This window comes from Kitasatospora sp. NPDC048715 (genome assembly GCF_043198905.1).
Taxonomy (GTDB): domain Bacteria; phylum Actinomycetota; class Actinomycetes; order Streptomycetales; family Streptomycetaceae; genus Kitasatospora; species Kitasatospora lactacystinica.
In genome coordinates this window covers 165,442-190,587 of sequence record NZ_JBICVH010000008.1, presented here as the reverse complement: position 1 = coordinate 190,587, position 25,146 = coordinate 165,442, and the positions used below count along the sequence as shown (strand labels likewise).

Here is a 25,146-nt window from a genome sequence, read left to right as displayed (position 1 = left end):
CCAGGTCGACGGGTGGGCAATTCCACCCGTGAATTCCGTTCGGCTATTTCCGGCGCATTACGTGTTGAGGTGTCCCATGCCTGAGGTCCATGCCGATGACGCTGCCATCGCCGTCGTAGGACTCGCCTGCCGACTGCCGGGCGCCGCGACCCCGCGGGCCTTCTGGAAGCTGCTGTGCGACGGCGTGGAAGCGATCGGTGACGTCCCCCTCGACCGGGGCGACCTCGCCGAGCGGGACGTCCCGCGCCGCGGCGGCTTCCTCGACCGGATCGACGGGTTCGACCCGGGCTTCTTCGGCATCTCGCCGCGCGAGGCCACCGCCATGGACCCGCAGCAGCGGCTCATGCTGGAGCTGAGCTGGGAGGCGCTGGAGGACGCCCGGATCGTGCCGGACGCCCTGCGCGGCAGCCGGACCGGCGTCTTCGTCGGCGTGATGGCCTCCGACTACGCCACCCTCGCCCAGCGCGGCGGCACCGCGCAGATCGGCCCGCACTCGCTGGCCGGCCTGCAGCGCGGCCTGATCGCCAACCGGGTCTCCTACGCCGTCGGCCTGCGCGGCCCCAGCATGACCGTCGACGCCGGACAGTCCTCCTCCCTGGTCGCGGTGCACGTCGCCGCCGACAGCCTGCGGCGCGGCGAGGCCACCCTCGCCCTGGCCGGCGGCGTGCACCTGATCGCGGCCCCGGAGAGCACCGTCGGCGCGGCCCGCTTCGGCGCGCTCTCCCCGGACGGCCGCTGCTACACCTTCGACGAGCGCGCCAACGGCTACGTCCGCGGCGAGGGCGGCGTGGTCGTCGCCCTCAAGACCGTCGCCCGGGCCGTCGCCGACGGCGACCGGATCTACGCCGTCATCCGCGGCAGCGCCGTCAACAACGACGGCGGCGGCGACAGCCTGACCACCCCCAGCCGCGACGCCCAGGCCGACGTGCTCGGCGCCGCCTACCGGCGCGCCGGGATCGCCCCCGACGCGGTGCGCTACGTCGAACTGCACGGCACCGGCACGGCCGTCGGCGACCCGGTCGAGGCGGCGGCCCTCGGCGCCGTCCTCGGCGCCGGCCGCACCCCCGACGCCGCGCTGCGGGTCGGCTCCGCCAAGACCAACATCGGCCACCTCGAAGGCGCCGCCGGCGCGGCCGGCCTGCTCAAGGCCGTCCTGTCGGTGGCCAACCGGCAGCTCCCGCCGAGCCTCAACTTCGAACGGCCCAACCCGCGCATCCCCCTGGACGACCTCGGCCTGCGGGTGCAGACCGCCCTCGAACCCTGGCCCGAGGGCCCGCGGATCGCGGGTGTCAGCTCCTTCGGCATGGGCGGCACCAACTGCCACGTCGTGCTCGCGGAGTGGCCCGGCCGGGCCGAGGACCCGCGCGAGCGGACCGCCGACGCCGACGCGCCGGTGCTCTGGCCGCTGTCGGGCCGCACCGAGGACGCGCTGCGCGAGCAGGCCGCCCGGCTGCGCGCCCACCTGGAGGCCACCCCCGCCGCCGACCCGGCCGACATCGGCCACTCGCTGGCCACCACCCGCGCGGCCTTCGGCCACCGGGCCGCCGTGCTCGGCCGCGGCCGGGACGAACTGCTGCGCCGCCTCGGCTCGCTGGCCGCCGGCGAGCCGGTGCGCGGGGTGGTCTCGGGGGAGACGGACGAGGGGCGGACGGCGTTCCTGTTCACCGGGCAGGGCTCGCAGCGGGTCGGCATGGGCCGGGGCCTGTACGAGGCCCACCCCGCCTTCGCGACCGCTTTCGACGAGCTGTGCGCGGAGCTCGACCCGCTGCTCGGTGGATCGGTCCGCGGCGTGGTGTTCGAGGGCGTCGAGGATCTGGACCGTACGGTGTGGGCTCAGGCCGGGCTGTTCGCGGTCGAGGTGGCGTCGTTCCGGCTGCTCGAATCCTGGGGAGTGGTCCCGGATTTCCTGCTCGGGCACTCGATCGGTGAGATCGCGGCCGCCCATGTGGCGGGCGTGTTCTCGCTGGCGGACGCCTGTGCGCTGGTGGCGGCGCGCGGTCGGCTGATGGACGCGCTGCCGAGCGGTGGGGCGATGCTGGCGGTGCAGGCCGCCGAGGCGGAGGTGCGTTCGGAGATCGGTGACCGGCTCGATGTCGCGGCCGTCAACGGCCCGACCTCGGTGGTGGTTTCGGGTCCGGTCGAGGTGGTCGAGGAGTTCGCGGCCCGCTGGAAGGCCGAGGGTCGCAAGACCAGCCGGCTGACGGTCTCGCACGCCTTCCACTCGGCGCTGATGGAGCCGATGCTCACCGAATTCGCCGCTGTGCTCGGCGGGTTGACCTTCGCCGAGCCGCGCATCCCGATCGTCTCCAACCTGACCGGCGGGATCGCCGAGCCCGGCCTGCTCACCACCCCCGACTACTGGGTCCGGCAGGTCCGCGAGGCCGTCCGCTTCGCCGACGGCGTCGACACCCTGCACCGCGAGGGCGTCACCCGCTTCCTCGAAGTCGGCCCGGACGGAGTGCTCTGCGCGATGGCCCGGCAGGCCGGCGCCCAGGGCCTGCTGGCCCCGGCCCTGCGCAAGGACCGCGACGACGCGGAGACCCTGCTCGGCGCCGTCGCCCGGCTGTACACCGCCGGCGCGCCGCTGGACTGGGACGCCCTCTTCGCGGGCCACGCCCCCCGACCGGTCGACCTGCCCACCTACGCCTTCCAGCGCCGCCGCTTCTGGCTGGACGCGGCCGCCCGTCCGGCCGTCGAACCCGCTCCTGCCGCGCCGGCCCCGGTCGAGGCCCCGACCGGGCCCGCCGCCGAGCGGCGGGACGAGCGGGCGCTGCTGCACCAGATCCGCGCCCAGGTCGCCGCCGTCCTCGACTACGAGACCCCCGGCGACGTGGACGCCCGGCTCACCTTCCGCGACCTGGGCTTCGACTCGCTCACCGCCGTGGAACTGCGCGACCGCCTCGCCGCGGCCACCCGGCTGCGGCTGCCGGACTCCCTGGTCTTCGACCACCCGACCCCGCTGCGCCTGGCCGAGCACCTGTCCGGCCTGCTCTACGGCGAGCCCGCCGCCGTCGCGCCCGCGACGCCCGCCCCCGGCGCCGTGAGCGACGAGCCGATCGCGATCGTCGCGATGAGCTGCCGCTACGCGGGCGGCATCGACACCCCCGAGGCCCTGTGGCAGGCGGTCCTCGACGGCCGCGACCTGGTCAGCGCCTTCCCCGAGGACCGCGGCTGGGACATCGCGGGCGTCTACGCCGACGAGGGCCGCAACCCGACCGGCACGCTCACCCCCGCCGGGGCGTTCCTGACCGACGCGACCCGCTTCGACGCGGCCTTCTTCGGCATCTCCCCGCGCGAGGCCCTCGCCATGGACCCGCAGCAGCGGCTCCTGCTGGAGACCGCCTGGGAGACCGTCGAGCGCCTCGGCGTCGACCCGGCCGTGCTGCGCGGCAGCCGCACCGGCGTGTTCGTCGGCGCCACCGCCCAGGACTACGGCCCCCGGCTGCACCAGGCCCCGGCCGACCTCGAAGGCCACCTGCTGACCGGCAACACCGCGAGCGTCGCCTCCGGCCGGATCGCCTACGTGCTCGGCCTGGAGGGCCCGGCGGTCACCGTCGACACGGCCTGCTCCTCCTCGCTGGTCGCCCTGCACCTCGCCGCCCAGTCGCTGCGCCTCGGCGAGTGCGACATGGCCCTGGCCGGCGGCGCCACCGTGCTGGCGACGCCCGGCATGTTCATCGAGTTCAGCAAGCAGCAGGGCCTGTCGGCCGACGGCCGCTGCAAGGCCTTCGCCGAGGGCGCCGACGGCACCGGCTGGGGCGAGGGCGTGGGCCTGCTGGCCCTGGAACGGCTCTCCGACGCCGAGCGGCTGGGCCACCCGGTGCTCGCAGTGATCCGCGGCAGCGCCATCAACCAGGACGGCGCCTCCAACGGCCTCGCCGCGCCCAACGGCCCCTCCCAGGAGCGGGTGATCCGCCAGGCGCTGGCCGGCGCCGGACTCGCCGCCGCCGACGTGGACGCCGTCGAGGCGCACGGCACCGGCACCGCCCTCGGCGACCCGATCGAGGCCCAGGCGCTGCTGGCCACCTACGGCCGGGACCGCGACGGCGAGCCGCTCTGGCTCGGCTCGGTGAAGACCAACATCGGGCACACCCAGGCCGCCGCCGGCGTCGCCGGGATCATCAAGATGGTGCAGGCGATGCGGCACGGCACGCTGCCGCGCACCCTGCACGCGGACACCCCCTCCAGCCGGGTGGACTGGAGCGCCGGCGGCGTCCGGCTGCTGACCGAGGCCCGGGACTGGCCCGAGCGCGGACGTCCGCGCCGCGCCGCGGTCTCCTCCTTCGGCATCAGCGGCACCAACGCCCACATGATCGTCGAGAGCGTGCCGCAGGACGCCCCGGCGGCCCCCGCCGCCACCGGGACCGGCCCGCTGCCGTTCCCGCTCTCCGCCCACGGCGACGCCGCGCTGCGCGCCCAGGCCGCCCGGCTGGCCGAGGCCGTCCGCACCGGCGCCGCGCCGGCCGCCGCCGCGTCCCTCGCCGACCTCGGCCTGTCGCTGACCGCCCGGGCCGCCTTCGACCGGCGCGCCGTGGTGGTCGCCGCCGACCGCGAGCAGCTGCTGGCCGGCCTGGACGCGCTGACCCGGGACCTGCCCGCCGCCAACCTGACCACCGGCACGGCCGGCGCCCCCGACGGCCCCGTGTTCGTCTTCCCCGGCCAGGGCTCCCAGTGGGAGGGCATGGCCGCCGAGCTGTACGCCTCCTCCGAGGTCTTCCGCGCCGAACTCACCGCGTGCGCCGAGGCCCTCGCCCCGCACACCGACTGGTCGCTGATCGACGTGCTGCACGGCGCCCCCGGCGCCCCCTCGCTGGAGCGCGTCGACGTGGTGCAGCCCGCGCTGTTCGCCGTGATGGTGTCGCTGGCGAAGCTCTGGCGGCACTCCGGCGTCGTCCCCGCCGCCGTGATCGGCCACTCCCAGGGCGAGATCGCCGCCGCGCACGTCGCCGGCGGCCTCACCCTGGCCGACGCCGCCCGGATCGTCGCCCTGCGCAGCCGCTACCTTCGCGCCATCGCGGGCACCGGGGGCATGGCGTCGATCCCGCTGCCGACCGCCGAGGTCGAGGCGCGCATCGCCCGCTTCGACGGCCGGATCACCGTCGCCGCGCACAACGGTCCGTCCGCCACCGTGGTCGCGGGGGAGGCCGAGGCCCTCGACGAGTTCGTCGCCCGGTGCCAGGCCCAGGACGTCCGCGCCCGGCTCGTCCCGGTCGACTACGCCTCGCACTCGCCGGCCGTCGACCCGCTGCGCGAGGAACTGGCCGAGGCCCTCGCCGGGATCGAGCCGCGCGAAGGCCACACGGCCTTCTGGTCCACCGTCACCGGCGGCCTGCTGGCGACCACCGAACTCGACACCGACTACTGGTTCCGCAACCTGCGCCATGTGGTGCGCTTCGAGCCCACCGTGCGGGCGCTGCTCGCGGCCGGCCACCGCACCTTCGTCGAGTCCAGCCCGCACCCCGTGCTCACCGTCGGCGTCCAGGAGACGCTGGAGGCCGACGGCCGCGGCGGCGCCGCCCTCGGCACCCTGCGCCGCGACCACGGCGGCCCCGAGCGGTTCCTCGGCGCGCTCGCCGAGGCGTACGTCGCCGGCGTCGCGGTGGACTGGGCGGACGCCTTCCCCGGCTCCGCCCGGCGGGTCCCGCTGCCCACCTACCCCTTCCAGCGCGAGCGGTACTGGCTGGCGCCCGGCGCCGGCTCGACCGACGCCACCGGTCTCGGCCTCGACCCCGCCGACCACCCGCTGGCCGGCGCCGCCGTCACCCTCGCGGGCGACGACACCCTCGTCCTCACCGGCCGGCTCGCCACCGCCGACCAGCCCTGGCTCGCCGACCACGTGGTCAACGGCGCGGTCGTGCTGCCCGGCTCCGCGCTCGTCGACCTCGCGCTGCACGCGGGCCTGCGCTGCGGCCACCCGCACCTGGAGGAGCTCACCCTCCAGAGCCCGCTGGTCCTCCCGGCCGACGGCTCCGTCCAGATCCAGGTGGTGCTGCTGCCGCCGGACGAGGCGGGCCGCCGCCCCGTCACCGTCCACTCCCGCCCGCGGGCCGCCGCCGAGGACCGCCCCTGGACCTGGCACGCCACCGGCGCGCTGATCGCCGGACCGGCCGCCGCGCCCGCGCCGCAGGGCGCCTGGCCACCCGCCGGCGCCGTCCCGCTCGCGGTCCAGGACGCCTACCCCGGCCTGGCCGGGCGCGGCTACGCCTACGGCCCGGCCTTCCAGGGCCTGACCGCCGCCTGGCGGCGCGGCGAGGAGCTGTTCGCCGAGATCACCCTCCCCGAGACGCTCCCGACCGAGGGCTTCGGCATCCACCCGGCGCTGCTGGACGCCGCACTGCACGTGCTGCTGCTCGACGGCGACCCGGCGGCCACCCGGCTCGCCTTCTCGTTCGCCGGCGTCCGGCTGCACGCCGCCGGGGCCACCGCCGTCCGGGTGCACGCCGCGCCCGCCGGCCCCGAGGGCGGCTACGCCGTCACGCTGAGCGACCCGGCGGGCGCCGCCGTCCTGGACGTCGACGCGCTCGTCCTGCGGGCCGTCGACCCGGAGCGGTCGGCCGCCGGCCGGAGCACCGCCGACCCGCTCCACCGGCTCGACTGGATCCCCGCCGCCACCGGCGCCACCACCGCCACCGGCGGCGCCGTCCGGACCGTCCCGGCCGACCTCGCCCAGGGCCTGCCGCCGCTCGACGGCGGCCCGGCGCCCGAGGCCGTCCTCGTCCCGGTCACCGGCGACCCCGACGCCCCCGCCGAGAGCGCCCACGCCCTGACCCGCAGCGCCCTCGGGCTGATCCAGGCCTTCCTCGCCGAGGAGGGCCGGGCCGACTCCCGACTCGTCCTGCTCACCCGGCAGGCCCTCGCCGCCGGCCCGGACGAGGAGGTGCGCGACCTCGCCGCGGCCGCCGTCCTCGGCCTGGCCCGCAGCGCCCAGATCGAGCACCCCGGCCGCATCCTGATCCTCGACCACGACGGCGAGCGGCCCACCGACGAGGCCCTGCGCGACGCCCTCGCCGGCGACGAGCCGCAGCTCGCGCTGCGCGCCGGCCGCCTGCTGGCGCCGCGGCTGGTCAAGGCCGGACCCGCCCCGCACGCCGGGGCCGAGCCCGCCCGCACCCCGTTCGACCCGGACGGCACCGTCCTGCTGACCGGCGGCACCGGCGCCATCGGCCGCCTGCTGGCCCGGCACCTGGTCACCGCGCACGGGGTCCGCCACCTGCTGCTGGTCGGCCGCCGCGGCCTGCCCGCCGGGGAACTCGCGGAGCTGACCGCCGGGCTGGACGCCGAGGTCACCGCCGCCGCCTGCGACGCGGCCGATCCGGCCGCCCTGGCCGCCCTGCTGGCCGCCGTCCCGGCCGAGCACCCGCTCACCGCCGTGGTGCACGCCGCCGGCGTGGTCGACGACGCCTCCGTGCAGCGGCTGCGCCCCGAGCAGCTGGACGCGGTGCTGCGCCCCAAGGCCGACGCGGCCTGGAACCTGCACCGGCTCACCCGCGACCTCGACCTGAGCGCGTTCGTGCTCTTCTCCTCGCTGGCCAGCACCGTCGGCGCCGCCGGCCAGGGCAGCTACGGCGCCGCCAACGGCTTCCTCGACGCGCTCGCCCAGCACCGGCACGCCCTCGGGCTGCCCGCCCAGGCGCTGCTCTCCGGCCTCTGGGCGCACGGCGAGGGCATGGGCGGCCGGCTCGGCGAGGCCGACCGGGCCCGCCTGGTCCGCGGCGGCCTGGCACCGATGACCGCCGAGCAGGGCCTCGCGCTCTTCGACGCGGCCCTCGCCGACGGCCGCCCGCTGATCGCCCCGGCCCGGATCGCCGTCGCCGAGGCGGCCGGCCGCGCCGAGGCCGTCCCCGCGGTGCTGCGCGGCCTGATCCGCACCCCGCTGCGCCGGGCGTCGGCCGCCGCGGCGGCGAGCGGCCTGGCCGACCGGCTGACCGTGCTGCCCGCCGCCGACCGCCGCCGCACCCTGCTGGACCTGGTCCGCTCCAGTGCCGCGACCGTGCTGGGCCACGCCGACCCGGCCGGGATCGCGGTGGACGGCGCGTTCAAGGCGCTCGGCTTCGACTCGCTGATCGCGGTGGAGTTCCGCAACCGGCTGAACGCGGCGTCGGGCCTGCGGCTGCCCACCACCGTCGCCTTCGACCACCCCACGCCGAACGCGCTCGCCGACCACCTGCTCGCCCTGCTGACCGACGCCACCGGCACCGGCCCGGCGCCGACGGCGGCCAGGGCCGCGACCGCCGCCCCGGGCGAGCCGATCGCGATCGTCGCGATGGGCTGCCGCTTCCCCGGCGGCATCGGCTCGCCCGAGGAGCTGTGGCAGGTCGTCGCCGAACGCGGCGACATGATCTCCACCCTGCCCGCCAACCGCGGCTGGGACCTCGACCGGCTGTACCACGCGGACCCCGACGAGCCGGGCCGCTCGTACACCCGCGAGGGCGGCTTCCTGTACGACGCGGACCTGTTCGACGCCGCGTTCTTCGGCATCTCGCCGCGCGAGGCGGCCGCCGCGGACCCGCAGCAGCGGCTGCTGCTGGAGACGGCCTGGGAGGTCGTCGAGCGCGCCGGGATCGACCCGACCACGCTGCGGCACAGCGCGACCGGCGTGTTCACCGGTGTCGCCACCCAGGAGTACGGCCCGCGGATGGACCACGCCCTGGAGAACTACGGGGGCTACCGGGTCACCGGCAGCGCGGGCAGCGTCGCCTCCGGCCGGGTGGCGTACGCGCTCGGCCTGGAGGGCCCGGCGGTCACCGTGGACACGGCCTGCTCCTCCTCGCTGGTCGCCCTGCACCTCGCGGTCCAGTCGCTGCGGGGCGGCGAGTGCGACCTCGCCCTGGCCGGCGGCGCCGCCGTGATGTCCACCCCGGGCCTGTTCATCGAGTTCAGCCGACTGCGCGGACTGTCCGAGGACGGCCGCTGCCGGGCCTTCGGTTCGGGTGCGGACGGCTTCGGGCTGGCCGAGGGCGTCGGCCTGGTCATGCTGGAGCGGCTCTCCGACGCCCGCCGCAACGGGCACCAGGTGCTGGCGGTGATCCGCGGCACCGCCATCAACCAGGACGGTGCGTCGAACGGTCTGACGGCGCCGAACGGCCCGTCGCAGGAGCGGGTGATCCGCCAGGCGCTGGCCAACGCCGGAGTCGCGGCCGCCGAGGTCGACGCCGTCGAGGCGCACGGCACCGGCACCACGCTGGGCGACCCGATCGAGGCGCACGCCCTGCTGGCCACCTACGGCCAGGAGCGGGCCGGTGAGCCGCTGTGGCTGGGCTCGGTGAAGTCGAACATCGGGCACACCCAGGCCGCGGCCGGTGTGGCGGGCGTGATCAAGATGGTGCTGGCGATGCGGCACGGCGTGCTGCCGGCGACGCTGCACGCGGACGAGCCGTCCCCGCACGTGGAGTGGGCGACGGGCGCCGTGGAGCTGCTGTCCGAGGCGCGCCCCTGGCCGCAGGCCGGGCGTCCGCGCCGGGCGGGCGTCTCCTCGTTCGGCATGAGCGGCACCAACGCGCACCTGATCCTGGAGGCCGCGCCCGCGACGGCGGCCGAGGAGCCCGCGGAGGCCGGGGGTGTGCTGCCGTGGCTGCTGTCGGGCCGGACGCCGGCGGCGCTGGGTGCGCAGGCGGAGCGGCTGCGGGAGTTCGTGCTGGGGCGTCCGGAGTCGTCGGTGGCGGATGTGGCGTCCGCGCTGCTGTCGCGGGCGGGTCTGGAGCACCGTGCGGTGGTGCTGGGCGCGGACCGTCAGGCGCTGCTGGACGGCCTCGCGGTGCTCGGCGGCGAGGGTGTGGTCCGGGGTCGGGTCGTCCCGGGTGACGTGGTGTTCGTGTTCCCGGGTCAGGGTTCGCAGTGGGTGGGCATGGCGTGGGAACTCGCCGAGGCCTCACCGGTGTTCGCGGCGCGGTTGGCCGCGTGCGAGGCGGCGTTGGCGCCGTTCACGGACTGGTCGCTGACCGAGGTGCTGCGTTCGGGCGCGGACTTGGACCGGGTGGACGTGGTCCAGCCGGTGCTGTGGGCCGTGATGGTGTCGCTGGCGGAGGTGTGGCGGGCGCACGGTGTGGAGCCGTCGGCCGTGATCGGCCACTCGCAGGGCGAGATCGCCGCCGCGGTGGTCGCGGGTGCGCTGTCCGTCGAGGACGGCGCCCGGGTGGTCGCGCTGCGCAGCCGGGCCATCGTCGAACTCGCCGGTGGCGGCGGGATGGTGTCCGTCGCGGCGGGCAGCGCGGTGGTCGAGGAGCTGATCGCGGGCTTCGACGGCCGGATCTCGGTGGCCGCGTACAACGGACCGTCCTCGACGGTGGTCTCGGGCGAGCCGGACGCGCTGGACGGGCTGATGGCGCTCTGCGAGGAGCAGGACGTACGGGCCCGCCGCATTCCCGTCGACTACGCCTCGCACTCCGCCCAGGTCGACCGGCTGCGCGGGCGCATCCTGGACGACCTGGCCGAGGTCGCCCCGGTGACCTCCACCGTGCCGCTCTACTCCACCCTGACCGGCACCCCGATCGACACCGCCCGGATGGGCGCGGAGTACTGGTTCGACAACCTGCGCTCCCCGGTGCGCTTCGAGGAAGCCACCCGCGCGCTGCTCGGCAGCGGCCGGGCGGTGTTCGTCGAGTGCAGCCCCCACCCGGTGCTGACCGTCGGCGTGCAGGAGACCGCCGACGCGGCCGGGACCGCGACGGCCGTGCTGGGCACGCTGCGGCGAGGCCAGGGCGGCCCCGAGCAGCTGCTGACCGCCCTGGCCGAGGCCTGGACCGCCGGCGTGGCCGTCGACTTCACCACGCTGCTGCCCGCCGGCCGTCGGATCGAGCTGCCGACCTACGCCTTCCAGCGCGAGCGCTACTGGCTGGAGCAGGCCGCCGCCCCGGCGGCCGAGGGCGACCCGGCCGAGGCCCGGTTCTGGGACGCCGTGGAACGCGAGGACCTGGCCGAGCTCTCCGAGGCGCTGCGGCTGGACGACACGCCGGAGCTGCTCGGCTCGGTGCTGCCCGCGCTGGCCGACTGGCGGCGCCGCCGCCGGGACCGCTCGACGCTGGACTCCTGGCGCTACCGGATCGGCTGGAAGCCGGTGGACGCCCCGCGCGGGGCGGTCGCCCTGACCGGCACCTGGCTGGTGGTGGCCGCCGAGGAGACCGCCGCCGAGGAGGTGGTCGCGGCGATCCGCACCGCCGGTGCGCAGACCGTGACCCTGGTCGTGGCCGACCCGGCCGTCGGCCGTACGGCCCTGGCCGACACCCTCCGCGCGGCGCTTCCCGCGGCCGAGCCGTTCGCCGGCGTGGTCTCGCTGGCCGGCCTGGCCGAGGAGCCGCTGCCCGGGACGGTGCTGCCCGCCGGCCTGGCGGTGTCGCTGACGCTGGTGCAGGCGCTCGGGGACGCCGGGATCACCGCCCCGCTGTGGACCCTGACCCGGGGCGCCGTCTCCACCGGCCGGGCCGACCGGCTGGAACACCCGGTGCAGGCCCAGCTCTGGGGCTTCGGCCGGTCGCTGGCGCTGGAGCACCCGGACCGCACCGGCGGCCTGATCGACCTGCCGCCGGTCCTCGACGAGCGCGCCGGGCGGCGCCTCGCGGCCCTCCTCTCGGGCGCCACCGGTGAGGACCAGAGCGCCGTACGGTCCTCCGGGACCTACGCCGCCCGGCTGCTGCGCGCCCCCGAGCCCGCGCCCGCCGGCGAGGGCCGGCGGCTGACCGGCACCGTCCTGGTCGCCGGAGCCGACGGTGCCCTCGGCCGCCAGGCCGCCCGCTGGGCGGCCGGCCGCGGCGCGGCGCACCTGCTGCTGGTCGCCTCCGCACCGTCCGGGGAACTCGCCGACTTCGCCGCCGAGTCGACCGGGGCCGGCACCCCGGCCACCGTGGCCGTCTGCGACCTCGGCGACGCCGACGCGCTCGCCGCGCTGCTGGCCGAGCACCCCGTCGCGGGCGTGGTCCTCACCGCCGAGGTCGGCCCGACCGAGGCCCTGGAGCTGACCGGTCCGGCAGAGTTCGCGGCCGTCCTCGCCGCCAAGACCGCCGGCGCCGCCCGGCTGCACGCCGCGCTCGCGGACGTGCCGCTGGACGCCTTCGTGCTGTTCTCCTCGATCGCCGGGGTCTGGGGCAGCGGCGGCCAGGCCGCCTACGCGGCCGGCAACAGCTACCTCGACGCCCTGGCCGAGCACCGCCGGTCGCTCGGCCTGCCGGCCACCTCCGTCGCCTGGGGCCCGTGGTCCGGCGGCCCGGACGGCCGCGGCGCGGACTTCCTGAGCCGCCGCGGCATCCCGGCCATGGACCCGCGGCTGGCCCTGGCCGCGCTGGACCGGGCCGTCGACCGGGACGAGACCACCGTCGTCGTCGCCGACGTCGACTGGACGACCTTCACCGCCTCCTTCACCTCCGCCCGGCCCAGCCCGCTGCTCGCCGACCTGCCCGGCCCGCGCACCGCCGCGGCCGCCGCCGGCACCGACGGCGCGGCCGCCCTCGGCGGCCGGATCGCCGCACTGTCCGCCGCCGAGCGCGAGCGGGAGACCCTGGCCGTCGTCCGCGCCGAGGTCGCCGCGGTGCTCGGGCACGCCGACCCGAGCGGCCTGGAGACCGGCCGGACCTTCAAGGACCTCGGCTTCGACTCGCTGACCGCCGTCGAACTGGGCAAGCGCCTGGCGGCCGGCACCGGCACCCCGGTGCCCGCCACCGCCGTGTTCGACCACCCGACCATCGGCGAGATGACCCGCTACCTGGTCGGCGGGCTCGACTCCGGCCCGGCCGCGACGGCCACCGCCGCCACCGACGAGCCCATCGCGATCATCGGCATGAGCTGCCGCTTCCCCGGCGGCGTCGAGGGCCCCGAGGACCTCTGGCGGCTGGTCGCGGCCGGCGGGGACGCGATCGTCGACTTCCCGACCGACCGCGGCTGGGACGTCGAGGGCCTCTACGACCCGGACCCCGACCGGCAGGGGCACACCTACGTCCGCTCCGGCGGCTTCCTCACCGGCGCGGGCGAGTTCGACGCCGGCCTGTTCGGGATCTCCCCGCGCGAGGCGCTGGCGATGGACCCGCAGCAGCGGCTGCTGCTGGAGGCCGCCTGGGAGGCCTTCGAGGACGCCGGCATCGACGCCACCGCCGTGCGCGGCAGCCAGGGCGGCGTCTTCGTCGGCATGACCTCCTCCGGCTACGGGCAGGGCGCGGTGCTGCCCGACGGCGTCGAGGGCCACGTGCTGACCGGCACCACGACCAGCGTCGCCTCCGGCCGGCTCGCGTACACCTTCGGCCTGGAGGGCCCCGCCATCACGGTGGACACCGCCTGCTCCTCCTCGCTGGTCGCCCTGCACATGGCGGCCGGGGCGCTGCGCTCCGGCGAGTGCGGCATCGCCCTCGCGGGCGGCGTGACGGTGATGGTGTCGCCCGACTCCTTCATCGAGTTCAGCCGGCAGCGCGGCCTCGCCGTCGACGGCCGCTGCAAGCCGTTCTCGGCGGCGGCGGACGGCACCAGCTGGGCCGAGGGCGTGGGCATGCTGCTGGTCGAGCGGCTCTCCGACGCCCGCCGCAACGGGCACCGGGTGCTCGCCGTGCTGCGCGGCAGCGCGGTCAACCAGGACGGCGCCTCCAACGGCCTCACCGCCCCCAACGGCCCCGCCCAGCAGCGGGTGATCCGCCAGGCCCTCGCCAACGCCGGACTGACGGCCGCCGAGGTCGACGCCGTCGAGGCGCACGGCACCGGCACCAAGCTGGGCGACCCGATCGAGGCCCAGGCGCTGCTGGCCACCTACGGCCAGGACCGACCGGCCGACCGGCCGCTGCTGCTCGGCTCGGTGAAGTCCAACATCGGGCACACCCAGGCCGCCGCCGGCGTCGCCGGGGTGATCAAGACGGTCATGGCGATGCGCCACGGCGAGTTGCCCGGCCTGCTCCACCTGGACGCGCCCTCACCGCACGTGGACTGGTCGGCCGGCGCGATCGAGCTGCCGACCGCCACGCAGCCCTGGCCCGAGAACGGCCGACCGCTGCGGGCCGGCGTCTCCTCCTTCGGCGTCAGCGGCACCAACGCCCACGTCATCCTGGAGAGCGCCCCCGTCGAGGAGACGGCGGCCCGCGGCCCGGCGGCACCCGCCACCGGGGCGCCGCTGCCGTGGCTGCTGTCCGCCGCCGACCCCAGCGCGCTCGCCGCCCAGGCCGAGCGGCTGCACGGCTTCGCCGACGCGGGGACGGGCACCGACCCGGACCCGGCCGACATCGCGCTGGCGCTGGCCACCGGCCGCACCGGCCTGGCGCACCGCGCCGTCGTCCTGGCCGCCGACCGTACCGGCCTGCTCGCCGGCCTCGGCGCGCTGGCCACCGGCGCCGAGGCGCCCGGCGTGCTGCGCGGCGAGAGCGCCGACGGCCGCTCGGCGTTCCTGTTCTCCGGCCAGGGCTCCCAGCGCCCCGGCATGGGCCGCGCCCTCTACACCGCCTTCCCGGTGTTCGCCGACGCCCTGGACGCCGTCTGCGCCCGGCTCGACACCGAGCTGGACCACCCGCTGCGCGCGGTGATGTTCGCCGAGGCGGACACCCCCGAGGCGGCCCTGCTGGACCGGACCGTCCACACCCAGGCCGCGCTGTTCGCCTTCGAGGTGGCGCTGTTCCGGCTGCTGGAGGACTGGGGCGTGCGCCCCGACTTCCTGCTCGGCCACTCCATCGGCGAGATCGCCGCCGCCCACGTCGCGGGCGTGCTCTCGCTGGACGACGCCTGCACCCTGGTCGCCGCGCGCGGCCGGCTGATGCAGGCGCTGCCCGCCGGCGGCGCGATGCTGGCCGTCGAGATCGACGAGGCCGGGGCCGCCGAGGCGCTCGCCGCCCACGACGGGGTCGACGTCGCCGCCGTCAACGGCCCGCGGGCGATCGTGGTCTCCGGACCGCAGGACGCGATCGCCGACCTGGCCGGGCACTGGCGCGCCGAGGGCCGCCGGACCAGCCGGCTGCGGGTCTCGCACGCCTTCCACTCGGCACTGATGGAGCCGATGCTCGCCGAGTTCCGCGCCGTCGCCGAGGGCCTCGCCTACCACCCGCCGCGGCTGCCGGTGGTCTCCAACCTCACCGGCACCGCCGCCGGCGCCGAGGAGATCTGCACCCCCGACTACTGGGTGCGGCACGTCCGCGGGGCCGTCCGCTTCGCCGACGGCGTGCGCTGGCTCGCCGGCCAGGGCGCGACCCGTTTCCTGGAGCTCGGCCCGGAGGCGGTGCTCACCGCCATGGCGCGCCTCACCCTGGACGCCACCGGCCGGGACGACGCCGCACTGGTGCCCGCCTCCCGGGGCGAGCGGCCCGAGGCCGAGACCCTGCTGGCCGCCGTCGCCACCGCCTGGACCCGGGGCGCCGCGGTGGACTGGTCCGCCGTCCTCGCCGACCGCGGCGCCCGCCGGATCACCCTGCCCCCGTACGCCTTCCAGCGCCGGCCCTACTGGCTGCGCCCCGGCCGGTCCGGGGCCGACGTGACCGGCGCCGGCCTGCTGCCGACCGAGCACCCGCTGCTGACCGCCGCCGTGCCGCTCGCCGACGGCGAGGGCGCGCTGCTCACCGGCCGGCTGTCGCTCGCCGCCCAGCCCTGGCTGGCCGACCACGCCGTGCGCGGCACGGCGATCCTGCCCGGCACCGGCTTCGTGGAACTGGCGCTGCGGGCCGGCCGGGAGGTCGGCTGCACCGCGCTGCGCGAGCTGATGGTCGAGGCCCCGCTGGCCGTCCCCGCCACCGGCGGCGTCCGCATCCAGGTGCGGGTCGGCGACCCGGACCCGGCCGGCGACCGCCCGGTGGCCGTCCACGCCCAGCCCGACGGCGCGGCCGGCTGGACCCGGCACGCCTCCGGCGCCCTGGCCGCCGGGACGGACGCCGAACCGTACGACCTCTCCGCCTGGCCGCCGGCCGACGCCGAACCGGTGGAGCTGGACGGCTACTACGAGCGGCTGACCGAGGCCGGCTACGGCTACGGGCCGGTCTTCCGCGGGCTGCGCCGGGCCTGGCGGGCCGAGGGCGCCGTCTACGCGGAGATCGCCCTCCCGGCGGGCGCCGCCGAGGAGGCCGCCGGCTACGGCGTCCACCCGGCGCTGCTCGACGCGGCCATGCACGCCACCACCGTCGGCGGGTTCCTCGACGACGCCGGCGCGACGCCGCTGCCGTTCGCCTGGTCCGGGGTGACCCTGCACGCCACCGGCGCCTCCGTGGCCCGGGTCCGGCTCGCCCCCGCGGGCCGGGACGCGATCTCGATCCGGGTCGCCGACGCCACCGGCGCACCGGTGGCCGACGTCCGCTCGCTGACCCTGCGGCCGGCGCCCACCGGTCAGCCGGACGGCCGCCGCGCCGAGGCCGGCGACGCGCTGTTCGCGGTCGAGTGGAGCGCGCTGCCGGCCGGCGCCGCCGCCGCCGAGGAGTGCCCGGTGGCGGAGCTGTCCGCCGTCGAGGCCGGCCACGCCCGCGCGGCCCTGGTGCTGCACCGGGTCGAGGCGACCGGCGCGGACGACGCCGCCCGGGCCCGCACCGCCACCGCCGGGGCGCTCGACGCCGCCCGGCGCTGGCTGTCCGGCGACCGGGACGAGGCCGACCGCCTGGTGGTCGTCACCCGCGGTGCCGCGGCCGTCCACCCGGGGGAGGAGCCCGCCGACCCGGCGGGCGCCGCGGTGTGGGGCCTGCTGCGCTCGGCCCAGTCCGAGCACCCGGACCGCGTCCTGCTGCTCGACGACGACGGCTCGGCCGACTGGGCGCTGGTCCGCCGGGCGGTGGAGCTGGGGGAGAACCAGCTCGCCGCGCGCGGCGGCGCCCTGTACGCGCCCCGACTGGTGCGCGTGCCCGCCTCCGCCGCGCTGACCGTCCCCGAGGACGCCGCCGCCTGGACCCTCGACCCCACCGAGCCCGGCATCCTGACCAGCCTGCGGCTGCTGCCCGCCGACACCGCCGAGCGGCCGCTCGGCCCCGGCGAGGTGCGGATCGGCGTCCGCGCGGCCGGTGTGAACTTCCGCGACGTGCTGCTCGCGCTCGGCATGTACCCCGAGCGCGCCGAGCTGGGCTCCGAGGGCGCCGGCGTCGTCCTGGAGGTCGGCGCCGAGGTCACCGACCTCGCCCCCGGCGAGCGGGTCTTCGGCCTGTTCCCCGGCGGCTTCGGCCCCGTCGCCGTCGCCGACCGGCGCCGGCTCGCCCGGATCCCGGCCGGCTGGACCTTCACCGAGGCCGCCTCGATGCCGGTCGTCTTCGTGACCGCCTACTACGGACTGGTCGATGTGGCCGCGGCCCGGCCCGGCGAGTCCGTCCTGGTGCACGCGGCGGCCGGTGGCGTCGGCATGGCCGCCGTCCAACTCGCCCGGCACCTGGGCCTGGAGGTGTACGGCACCGCCAACCCCGGCAAGTGGGACGCGCTGCGCGCGGCCGGTCTGGACGACGCCCACATCGCCTCCTCCCGCGACCTCGCCTTCGAGGAGTCCTTCCGTACCGCCACCGGCGGACGTGGTGTGGACGTGGTGCTGAACTCGCTGGCCGGCGAGTTCACGGACGCCTCGCTGCGGCTGCTCGCCGAGGGCGGGCGCTTCGCCGACATGGGCAAGGCCGACCCGCGCGACGCCGAGAGCGTCGCCGCCGACCACCCCGGCGTGCGCTACCGCGCCTTCGACCCCTCCGAGGCCGGCCCGCAGCGGATGGGCGAGATCCTCGCCGAGGTGCTCGGCCTGTTCGAGTCCGGTGCGCTGCGGCTGCTGCCGATCACCGCGTGGGACGTCCGCGAGGCGCCCGCCGTGTTCCGGCACATCAGCCAGGCCAAGCACGTCGGCAAGAACGTGGTCACCGTCCCGGTGCCGCTCGACCCCGAGGGCACCGTCCTGATCACCGGCGGCACCGGCACCCTGGGCGGGCTGCTGGCCCGCCACCTGGTCGCCGAGCACGGCGTGCGGCACCTGCTGCTGCTCAGCCGGCGCGGCGCCGACGGCCCGGGAGCTGCCGAACTCGCCGACGAGCTGCGGGACCTGGGCGCCGACACGACCCTCGCGGCCTGCGACGCCGCCGACCGGGACGCGCTGGCCGCGGTGCTCGCCGCGATCCCCGCCGAGCACCCGCTCACCGGCGTCATCCACACCGCCGGCGTGGTCGACGACGGCGTGGTCACCGCCCTCACCGCCGAACAGCTCGCCACCGTCCTGCGCCCCAAGGCGGACGCCGCGCTCCACCTGCACGAGCTGACCGCCGACCGCGACCTCGCGATGTTCGTGCTGTTCTCCTCCGTCGCCGCCGTGCTCGGCCCGCCCGGGCAGGGCAACTACGCCGCCGCGAACGGCTTCCTGGACGCCCTCGCCGCCCAGCGGCGGGCCCGCGGCCTGGCCGGCGTCTCGCTGGCCTGGGGCCTGTGGGCCGAGTCCAGCGGCATCACCGGCCACCTCACCGGCGCCGACCTGGCCCGGGCGGCCAGGGTCGGCGCCCCGCTGACCACCGCGCAGGGCATGGCCCTGTTCGACGTCGCCGGCACCGTGCCCCGCGCGCACCTGGTCACCTCCAACCTCGACGTGACCGCGCTGCGCAACGACCCGGCGGGACCGCCGCCGGTGCTGCGCTCGCTGGCCGGCGCCGCGCTGCGCCGGGCCAGCGACGCCCCGACCGCCGCGAGCCTCACCCAGCGGCTCGCCGGGGTGCGGCCGGACGGCCGGCTCCCGCTGCTGGTCGACCTGGTCCGGGAGCAGACCGCCCTGGTGCTCGGCCACGCCTCCCCGGACGCCGTCGCGGCCGGCCGCGCCTTCAAGGAGGCCGGCTTCGACTCGCTGACCTCGGTGGAACTGCGCAACCGGATGCAGGCCGCCACCGGCCTGCGGCTGCCCGCCACCCTGGTCTTCGACCACCCGAGCCCGGCCGCGCTCGCCGAGTACCTGCTCGGCGAACTGCTCGGCGGCCGTGACCTGCCCGCGCCCGTCCGGGCCGCCGCGACGGCCACCGACCAGGACCCGGTCGTGATCGTCGGGATGAGCTGCCGCCTGCCCGGCGGCGCCGACAGCCCGGAGCGGCTGTGGCGGCTGCTCGCCGAGGGCGGCGACGGCATGACCGACTTCCCCGCCGACCGCGGCTGGGAGGCCGAGGTCGCGGACGCGCCGTACGCGCTGCGCGGCGGCTTCCTCGCCGACGCCACCGGCTTCGACGCCACCCTGTTCGGGATCTCCCCGCGCGAGGCGCTGGCGATGGACCCGCAGCAGCGGCTCTCGCTGGAGGCCGCCTGGGAGGCCTTCGAGGACGCCGGCATCGACCCGACCGCGGTGCGCGGCGAGCAGGTGGGCGTCTTCCTCGGCGCCGGCACGTCGTACTACGGGATCGGCACCGACCTCTCCACCACCGCCGAGGGGCACGTCCTCGCCGGCACCTCGAACAGCGTGATCTCCGGCCGGGTGTCGTACACCTTCGGCCTGGAGGGCCCCGCCCTCACGGTGGACACCGCCTGCTCCTCCTCGCTGGTGGCCCTGCACCTCGCGGCCCAGGCGCTGCGCGGCGGCGAGTGCGCGATGGCGCTGGCCGGCGGTGTCACGGTGCTGGCCGGACCGGAGATCTTCGCCGAGTTCAGCCGGCAGGGCGGCGTCGCCGCGGACGGCCGCTGCAAGCCGTTCTCCGCCGAGGCGGACGGCACCGGCTGGTCCGAGGGCGTGGGCGTGCTGGTGCTGGAGCGGCTCTCCGACGCGCGCCGCAACGGCCACCAGGTGCTCGCCGTGGTGCGCGGCAGCGCCATCAACCAGGACGGCGCCTCCAACGGCCTCACCGCCCCCAACGGGCCCTCGCAGGAGCGGGTGATCCGCCAGGCGCTGGCCAACGCGGGGCTGACCGTCTCGGACGTGGACGCCGTCGAGGCGCACGGCACCGGCACCCGGCTCGGCGACCCGATCGAGGCCCAGGCGCTGCTGGCCACCTACGGCCGGGACCGCGGCGGCGAGCCGCTCTGGCTCGGCTCGATCAAGTCCAACATCGGCCACACCCAGGCCGCCGCCGGCGTCGCGGGCGTCATCAAGATGGTGCAGGCGATGCGGCACGGGACGCTCCCGGCCACCCTGCACGTCGCCGCGCCGAGCGGTCACGTGGACTGGGCGGCGGGCGCCGTGGAACTGCTGGCCGAGGCGCGCCCCTGGCCGGCCGTGGACCGGCCGCGCCGCGCGGGCGTGTCCTCCTTCGGCATGAGCGGCACCAACGCCCACGTCATCCTGGAGGCCGCCCCGGTCGTCTCCGGGACCGCCGCGGCCCCGGAGAACGGCTCCGGAGTCCTCCCGTGGTTCCTGTCGGCCCGCACCCGGGCCGCACTGGCGGCGCAGGCCGCGCGGCTGCGCGAGTTCGCGGCCGGACACGGCGAGCTCACCCCGGCGGAGATCGGCCGGGCACTGCTGTCCCGCGCCGACCTGGAGCACCGCGCGGTGCTGCTCGGCGCCGACCGGACCGACCTGCTGGACGGGCTGGCGGCACTCGCCGAGGGCACGGCCCGGGCCGGGGTGGTCACCGGAGTCGCCGAGGAGCGCGACGGCCGTTCGGTGGCCTTCGTCTTCCCGGGCCAGGGCTCCCAGTGGGTCGGCATGGCGCGGGAACTCGCCGACTGGTCACCGGTGTTCGCTTCCCGGCTGGCCGCGTGCGAGGCGGCGCTGGCGCCGTACACGGACTGGTCGCTGACCGAGGTGCTGCGCGAGGGTGCGGACCTGTCCCGGGTGGACGTGGTCCAGCCGGTGCTGTGGGCCGTGATGGTGTCGCTGGCCGAGGTGTGGCGGGCGCACGGTGTGGAGCCCTCGGCCGTGATCGGCCACTCGCAGGGCGAGATCGCCGCGGCCGTGGTCGCGGGTGCGCTGTCCGTCGAGGACGGTGCCAAGGTGGTCGCGCTGCGCAGCCGGGCGCTGATCGAACTCGCCGGTGACGGCGGGATGGTGTCCGTCGCCGCGGGCAGCGCGGTGGTCGAGGAACTGATCGCCGGCTTCGACGGCCGGATCTCGGTGGCCGCGTTCAACGGGCCGTCGTCGACGGTGGTCTCGGGCGAGCCCGGCGCGCTGGACGCGCTGATGGCGCTCTGCGAGGAGCGGGAGGTGCGGGCCCGCCGGATCCCGGTGGACTACGCCTCGCACTCCGCCCAGGTGGAGCGGGTCCGCGAGCGGGTCCTGACGGAGCTGGCCGGGATCAGCCCGACCACCTCCACGGTGCCGCTCTACTCGACGCTGACGGGCGAGCCGATCGACACCGCGCGGATGGACGCCGGGTACTGGTACGACAACCTGCGCTCCACCGTCCTGTTCGAGCAGGCCACCCGCGCCCTGCTCGCCGACGGCCGCTCGGTGTTCGTCGAGTGCAGCCCCCACCCCGTGGTCTCGGTCGCCCTCCAGGAGACCGCCGAGGACGCCGGCACCGCGCTCACCGCGGTCGGCACCCTGCGGCGCGACGACGGCGGAGCCGAGCGCTTCCTGACCGTCCTCGCCGAACTCTGGACGGCCGGCGTGCCGGTGGACGCCGCCGGAGTGCTGCCGCCCGCCCGCCGCGTCGCCCTGCCCGGCTACGCCTTCCAGCGCGAGTACTACTGGCCCAAGCCCCTCGCGGCGCACGACGCCGCCGCCGTCGGCCAGGTGACGGCCGGCCACCCGCTGCTGCGGGCCGCCGTCCCGCTCGCCCACGACGGCGTCGTCCTGACCGGACGGCTGTCCACGACCGGCCACCCGTGGCTGGCCGACCACACCGTGCTCGGCCGCACCCTGGTGCCCGGCGCGGCCTTCGTGGAGATGGCCCTGCGGGCCGGCGAACAGGCCGGCAGCGCCCTGCTGCGGGAACTGGTGCTCCAGGCCCCGCTGGTGCTGACCGCGGCCGACGCGGTGGCCGTCCAGGTCGCCGTCGGCCCGGCGGACGGCGCGGGCGACCGCACCGTGGAGGTCTCCTCCCGGTCCGGCGAGGACGCGCCGTGGACCTGCCACGCCACCGGTCTGCTCGGCGCGCACGCGCCCGCCGCCGGCTTCGACCACGCCCAGTGGCCGCCCCACGGCGCCCGGCCCGTCGACCTGGCCGGCTTCTACCAGACGCTCACCGAGGCCGGCTACGGCTACGGCCCCGCCTTCCAGGGCCTGCGCGCCGCCTGGCGCGACGGCAGCACCGTCTACGCCGAGGTCGCCCTGCCCCAGGACGTCCAGGCCGACGGCTACGGCGTGCACCCCGCACTCCTGGACGCCGCCCTGCACGCCGCCGCCCTCGACGCCGAGGCCGGAACCAGGCTGCCCTTCGCCTGGACCGGCGTCTCGCTCCAGGCCGTCGGCGCCACCGTGCTGCGGGTCGCCCTGACCCGCGGCCCCGGCGGAACCACCGTGCGGGCCGCCGACCCCACCGGCGCCCCCGTGTTCACCGTCGACGCGCTGGCCGCCCGGGAGATCACCCCCGAAGCCCTGGACGGCGGCGCCGCGCGCGGCGTCCACGACGCCCTGTTCGCCCTGGACTGGGTGCCCGCGACCGACCCGACCGCGAGCCCCGACACCACCGGCTGGGCGGTGCTCGGCGCCGACGACGCCGGACTGCCGCGGGCCGTCCGCCACCCGGACCTCGCCGCGCTGACCGCCGCCCTCGACGCGGGCGCGCCCACCCCGGCCGTCGTCGTCCTGCCGGTCCCGTCCGGCGACGACGCGCGGGCCGTGCTGGCCACCACCTCCGCTGTCCTCGGCCTGCTGCGCGACTGGCTCGCCGAGGAACGGCTCGGCGCCTCCCGGCTCGTACTGCTCACCCGCGGCGCCGTCGGCACGGACGCCGACCTCGCGGGCGCCGCCGTGCACGGCCTGGTCGCCTCGGCCCAGGCCGAGCACCCCGGCAGCTTCGTCCTGGTCGACCGCGACCCGGCCGGGGACGGCGGCCCCTGGCCGTCCGCCGTGGACACCGAGCCCCGCACCGCGCTGCGCGACGGCACCGTGCTGCTCCCGCGCCTGGTCCGCACCCCGGCCGCGGACACGCCCGCGCTGCCCGAGTCGGTGCTGATCACCGGCGGCACCGGCACCCTGGGCGGCCTGGTCGCCCGACACCTGGCCGCCCGGCACGGGGTGCGCCGGCTGGTGCTGCTCGGCCGGCGGGGCGCCGACGCCCCCGGCGCCGCCGAACTGGTCGACGAGCTGCGGGCACTGGGCGCCGACGCGACGGTCGTCGCCTGCGACGCCGCCGACCGCGACGCGCTCGCCGCCGTGCTGGCCGAACACCCGGTCACGGGCATCGTCCACGCCGCCGGCGTGATCGACGACGGCACCGTCGGCTCGTACGACGACGCCCGGCTGGCCGGGGTGCTGCGACCCAAGGTGGACGCGGCGCTCAACCTGCACGAGCTGACCGCCGACCGCGAACTCGGCCTGTTCGTCCTGTTCTCCTCCGCCGCCGGCACCTTCGGCCCGGAGGGCCAGGCGGCCTACGCGGCGGCGAACGCGGCCCTGGACGCGCTGGCCGCCCGCCGCGCCGCCGCGGGCCTCGCGGCGGTCTCGCTCGGCTGGGGCCTGTGGGCCGGCGCCAGCGGGATGACCGGCCACCTCTCCACCGAGCAGGTCGCCCGGGCCTCCCGCACCGCGGAGTCGCTCGGCGACGCCGACGGACTCGCCCTGTTCGACGCGGCCGTCGGCTCCGCCCGCCCGCACCTGCTGCCGATCCGGCTGCGCTCGGCCGTCGGCCCGGACGGCGAGGTGCCGCCGCTGCTGCGCGCACTGGTCCGCCCGGCCCCGCGGCGCGCCGCCGCCGCCGAGACCGCCACCGGCTCGCTCGCGCACCGGCTGACCGGGCTCACCGAGGCCGAGCAGGCCCGGACGGTCGGGGAACTGCTCGCCACCGAGGTCGCCGCCGTCCTCGGCCACGCGAGCGCGGCCGCCGTCGAGCCCGGCCGGGCCTTCAAGGACCTCGGCTTCGACTCGCTGCTCGCGGTCCGGCTGCGCAACCGGCTCCAGGAGGTCACCGGGCTGCGGCTGCCCGCCACCCTGGTGTTCGACCACCCGACCCCGGCCGTGCTGGCCGAGTTCGTCCGCGCCGAGCTGCTCGGCCGGCGCCCGGCCGCCCCGGCCGCCACCGCGCCCGCCGCCACGACCGCCGCCCCGGACGAGCCGATCGCGATCGTCGGCATGAGCTGCCGCTACCCCGGCGGCGTCACCGACCCGGACCGGCTGTGGGAGCTGCTGGCCTCCGGCGGGGACGGCATCACCGCCTTCCCGACCGACCGCGGCTGGGACGTCGGCGCCGTGTACGCCGGCGAGAGCGCGGGCGCCGCGACCGTCTTCGAGGGCGGCTTCCTGCACGACGCCGCCCGGTTCGACGCCGGCCTGTTCGGGATCTCCCCGCGCGAGGCGCTGGCGATGGACCCGCAGCAGCGGCTGCTGCTGGAGGCCTCCTGGGAGGCCTTCGAGAGCGCCGGCCTGGACCCGACCGCGCTGCGCGGCAGCCGGACCGGTGTCTACGCCGGACTGATGTACCACGACTACGCGACCGGCGGCGGAGCCGTCCCGGACGAGGTCCAGGGCTTCCTCGGCACCGGCAACGCGGGCAGCGTCGCCTCCGGCCGGGTCTCCTACACCTTCGGTCTGGAGGGCCCGGCGGTCACCGTGGACACCGCGTGCTCCTCCTCCCTGGTCGCCATGCACCAGGCGGCCCAGGCGCTGCGCTCCGGAGACTGCGACCTGGCGCTGGCCGGCGGTGTCACCGTGCTCGCCACGCCCTCGGTGTTCACCGAGTTCAGCCGCCAGGGCGGGCTGGCCGCCGACGGGCGCTGCAAGGCCTTCTCGGCCGCCGCCGACGGCAGCGGCTGGTCGGAGGGCGTGGGCCTGCTGGTGCTGGAGCGGCTCTCCGACGCGCGCCGCAACGGGCACCGGGTGCTGGCGGTGGTGCGGGGCACCGCCGTCAACCAGGACGGTGCGTCGAACGGTCTGACGGCGCCGAACGGTCCGTCGCAGGAGCGGGTGATCCGGCAGGCGCTGGCCAACGCCGGGCTGTCGGCCGCCGAGGTCGACGCGGTGGAGGCGCACGGCACGGGCACCAAGCTGGGCGACCCGATCGAGGCCCAGGCGCTGCTGGCCACCTACGGTCAGGACCGGTTCGCGGACCGGCCGCTGTGGCTGGGCTCGATCAAGTCGAACATCGGGCACACCCAGGCCGCGGCCGGTGTGGCGGGTGTGATCAAGATGGTGCTGGCGATGCGGCACGAGGTACTGCCGGCGACCCTGCACGTGGACGCGCCGTCCCCACACGT

At 77.4% G+C, this 25,146-nt stretch carries 1 protein-coding gene (only partly in view); it reads left to right on the top strand.

From position 1 onward, the window contains the following. Window positions 1-76: 76 nt before the first annotated feature. Window positions 77-25,146: the 5' portion of a type I polyketide synthase gene (locus ACGFSC_RS17130; protein ID WP_359903828.1), read on the top strand. Its footprint extends 12,718 nt past the window's final position; 25,070 of the gene's 37,788 nt are visible here — the first part of the coding sequence; its start codon is at window positions 77-79; its stop codon lies beyond the right edge, outside the window.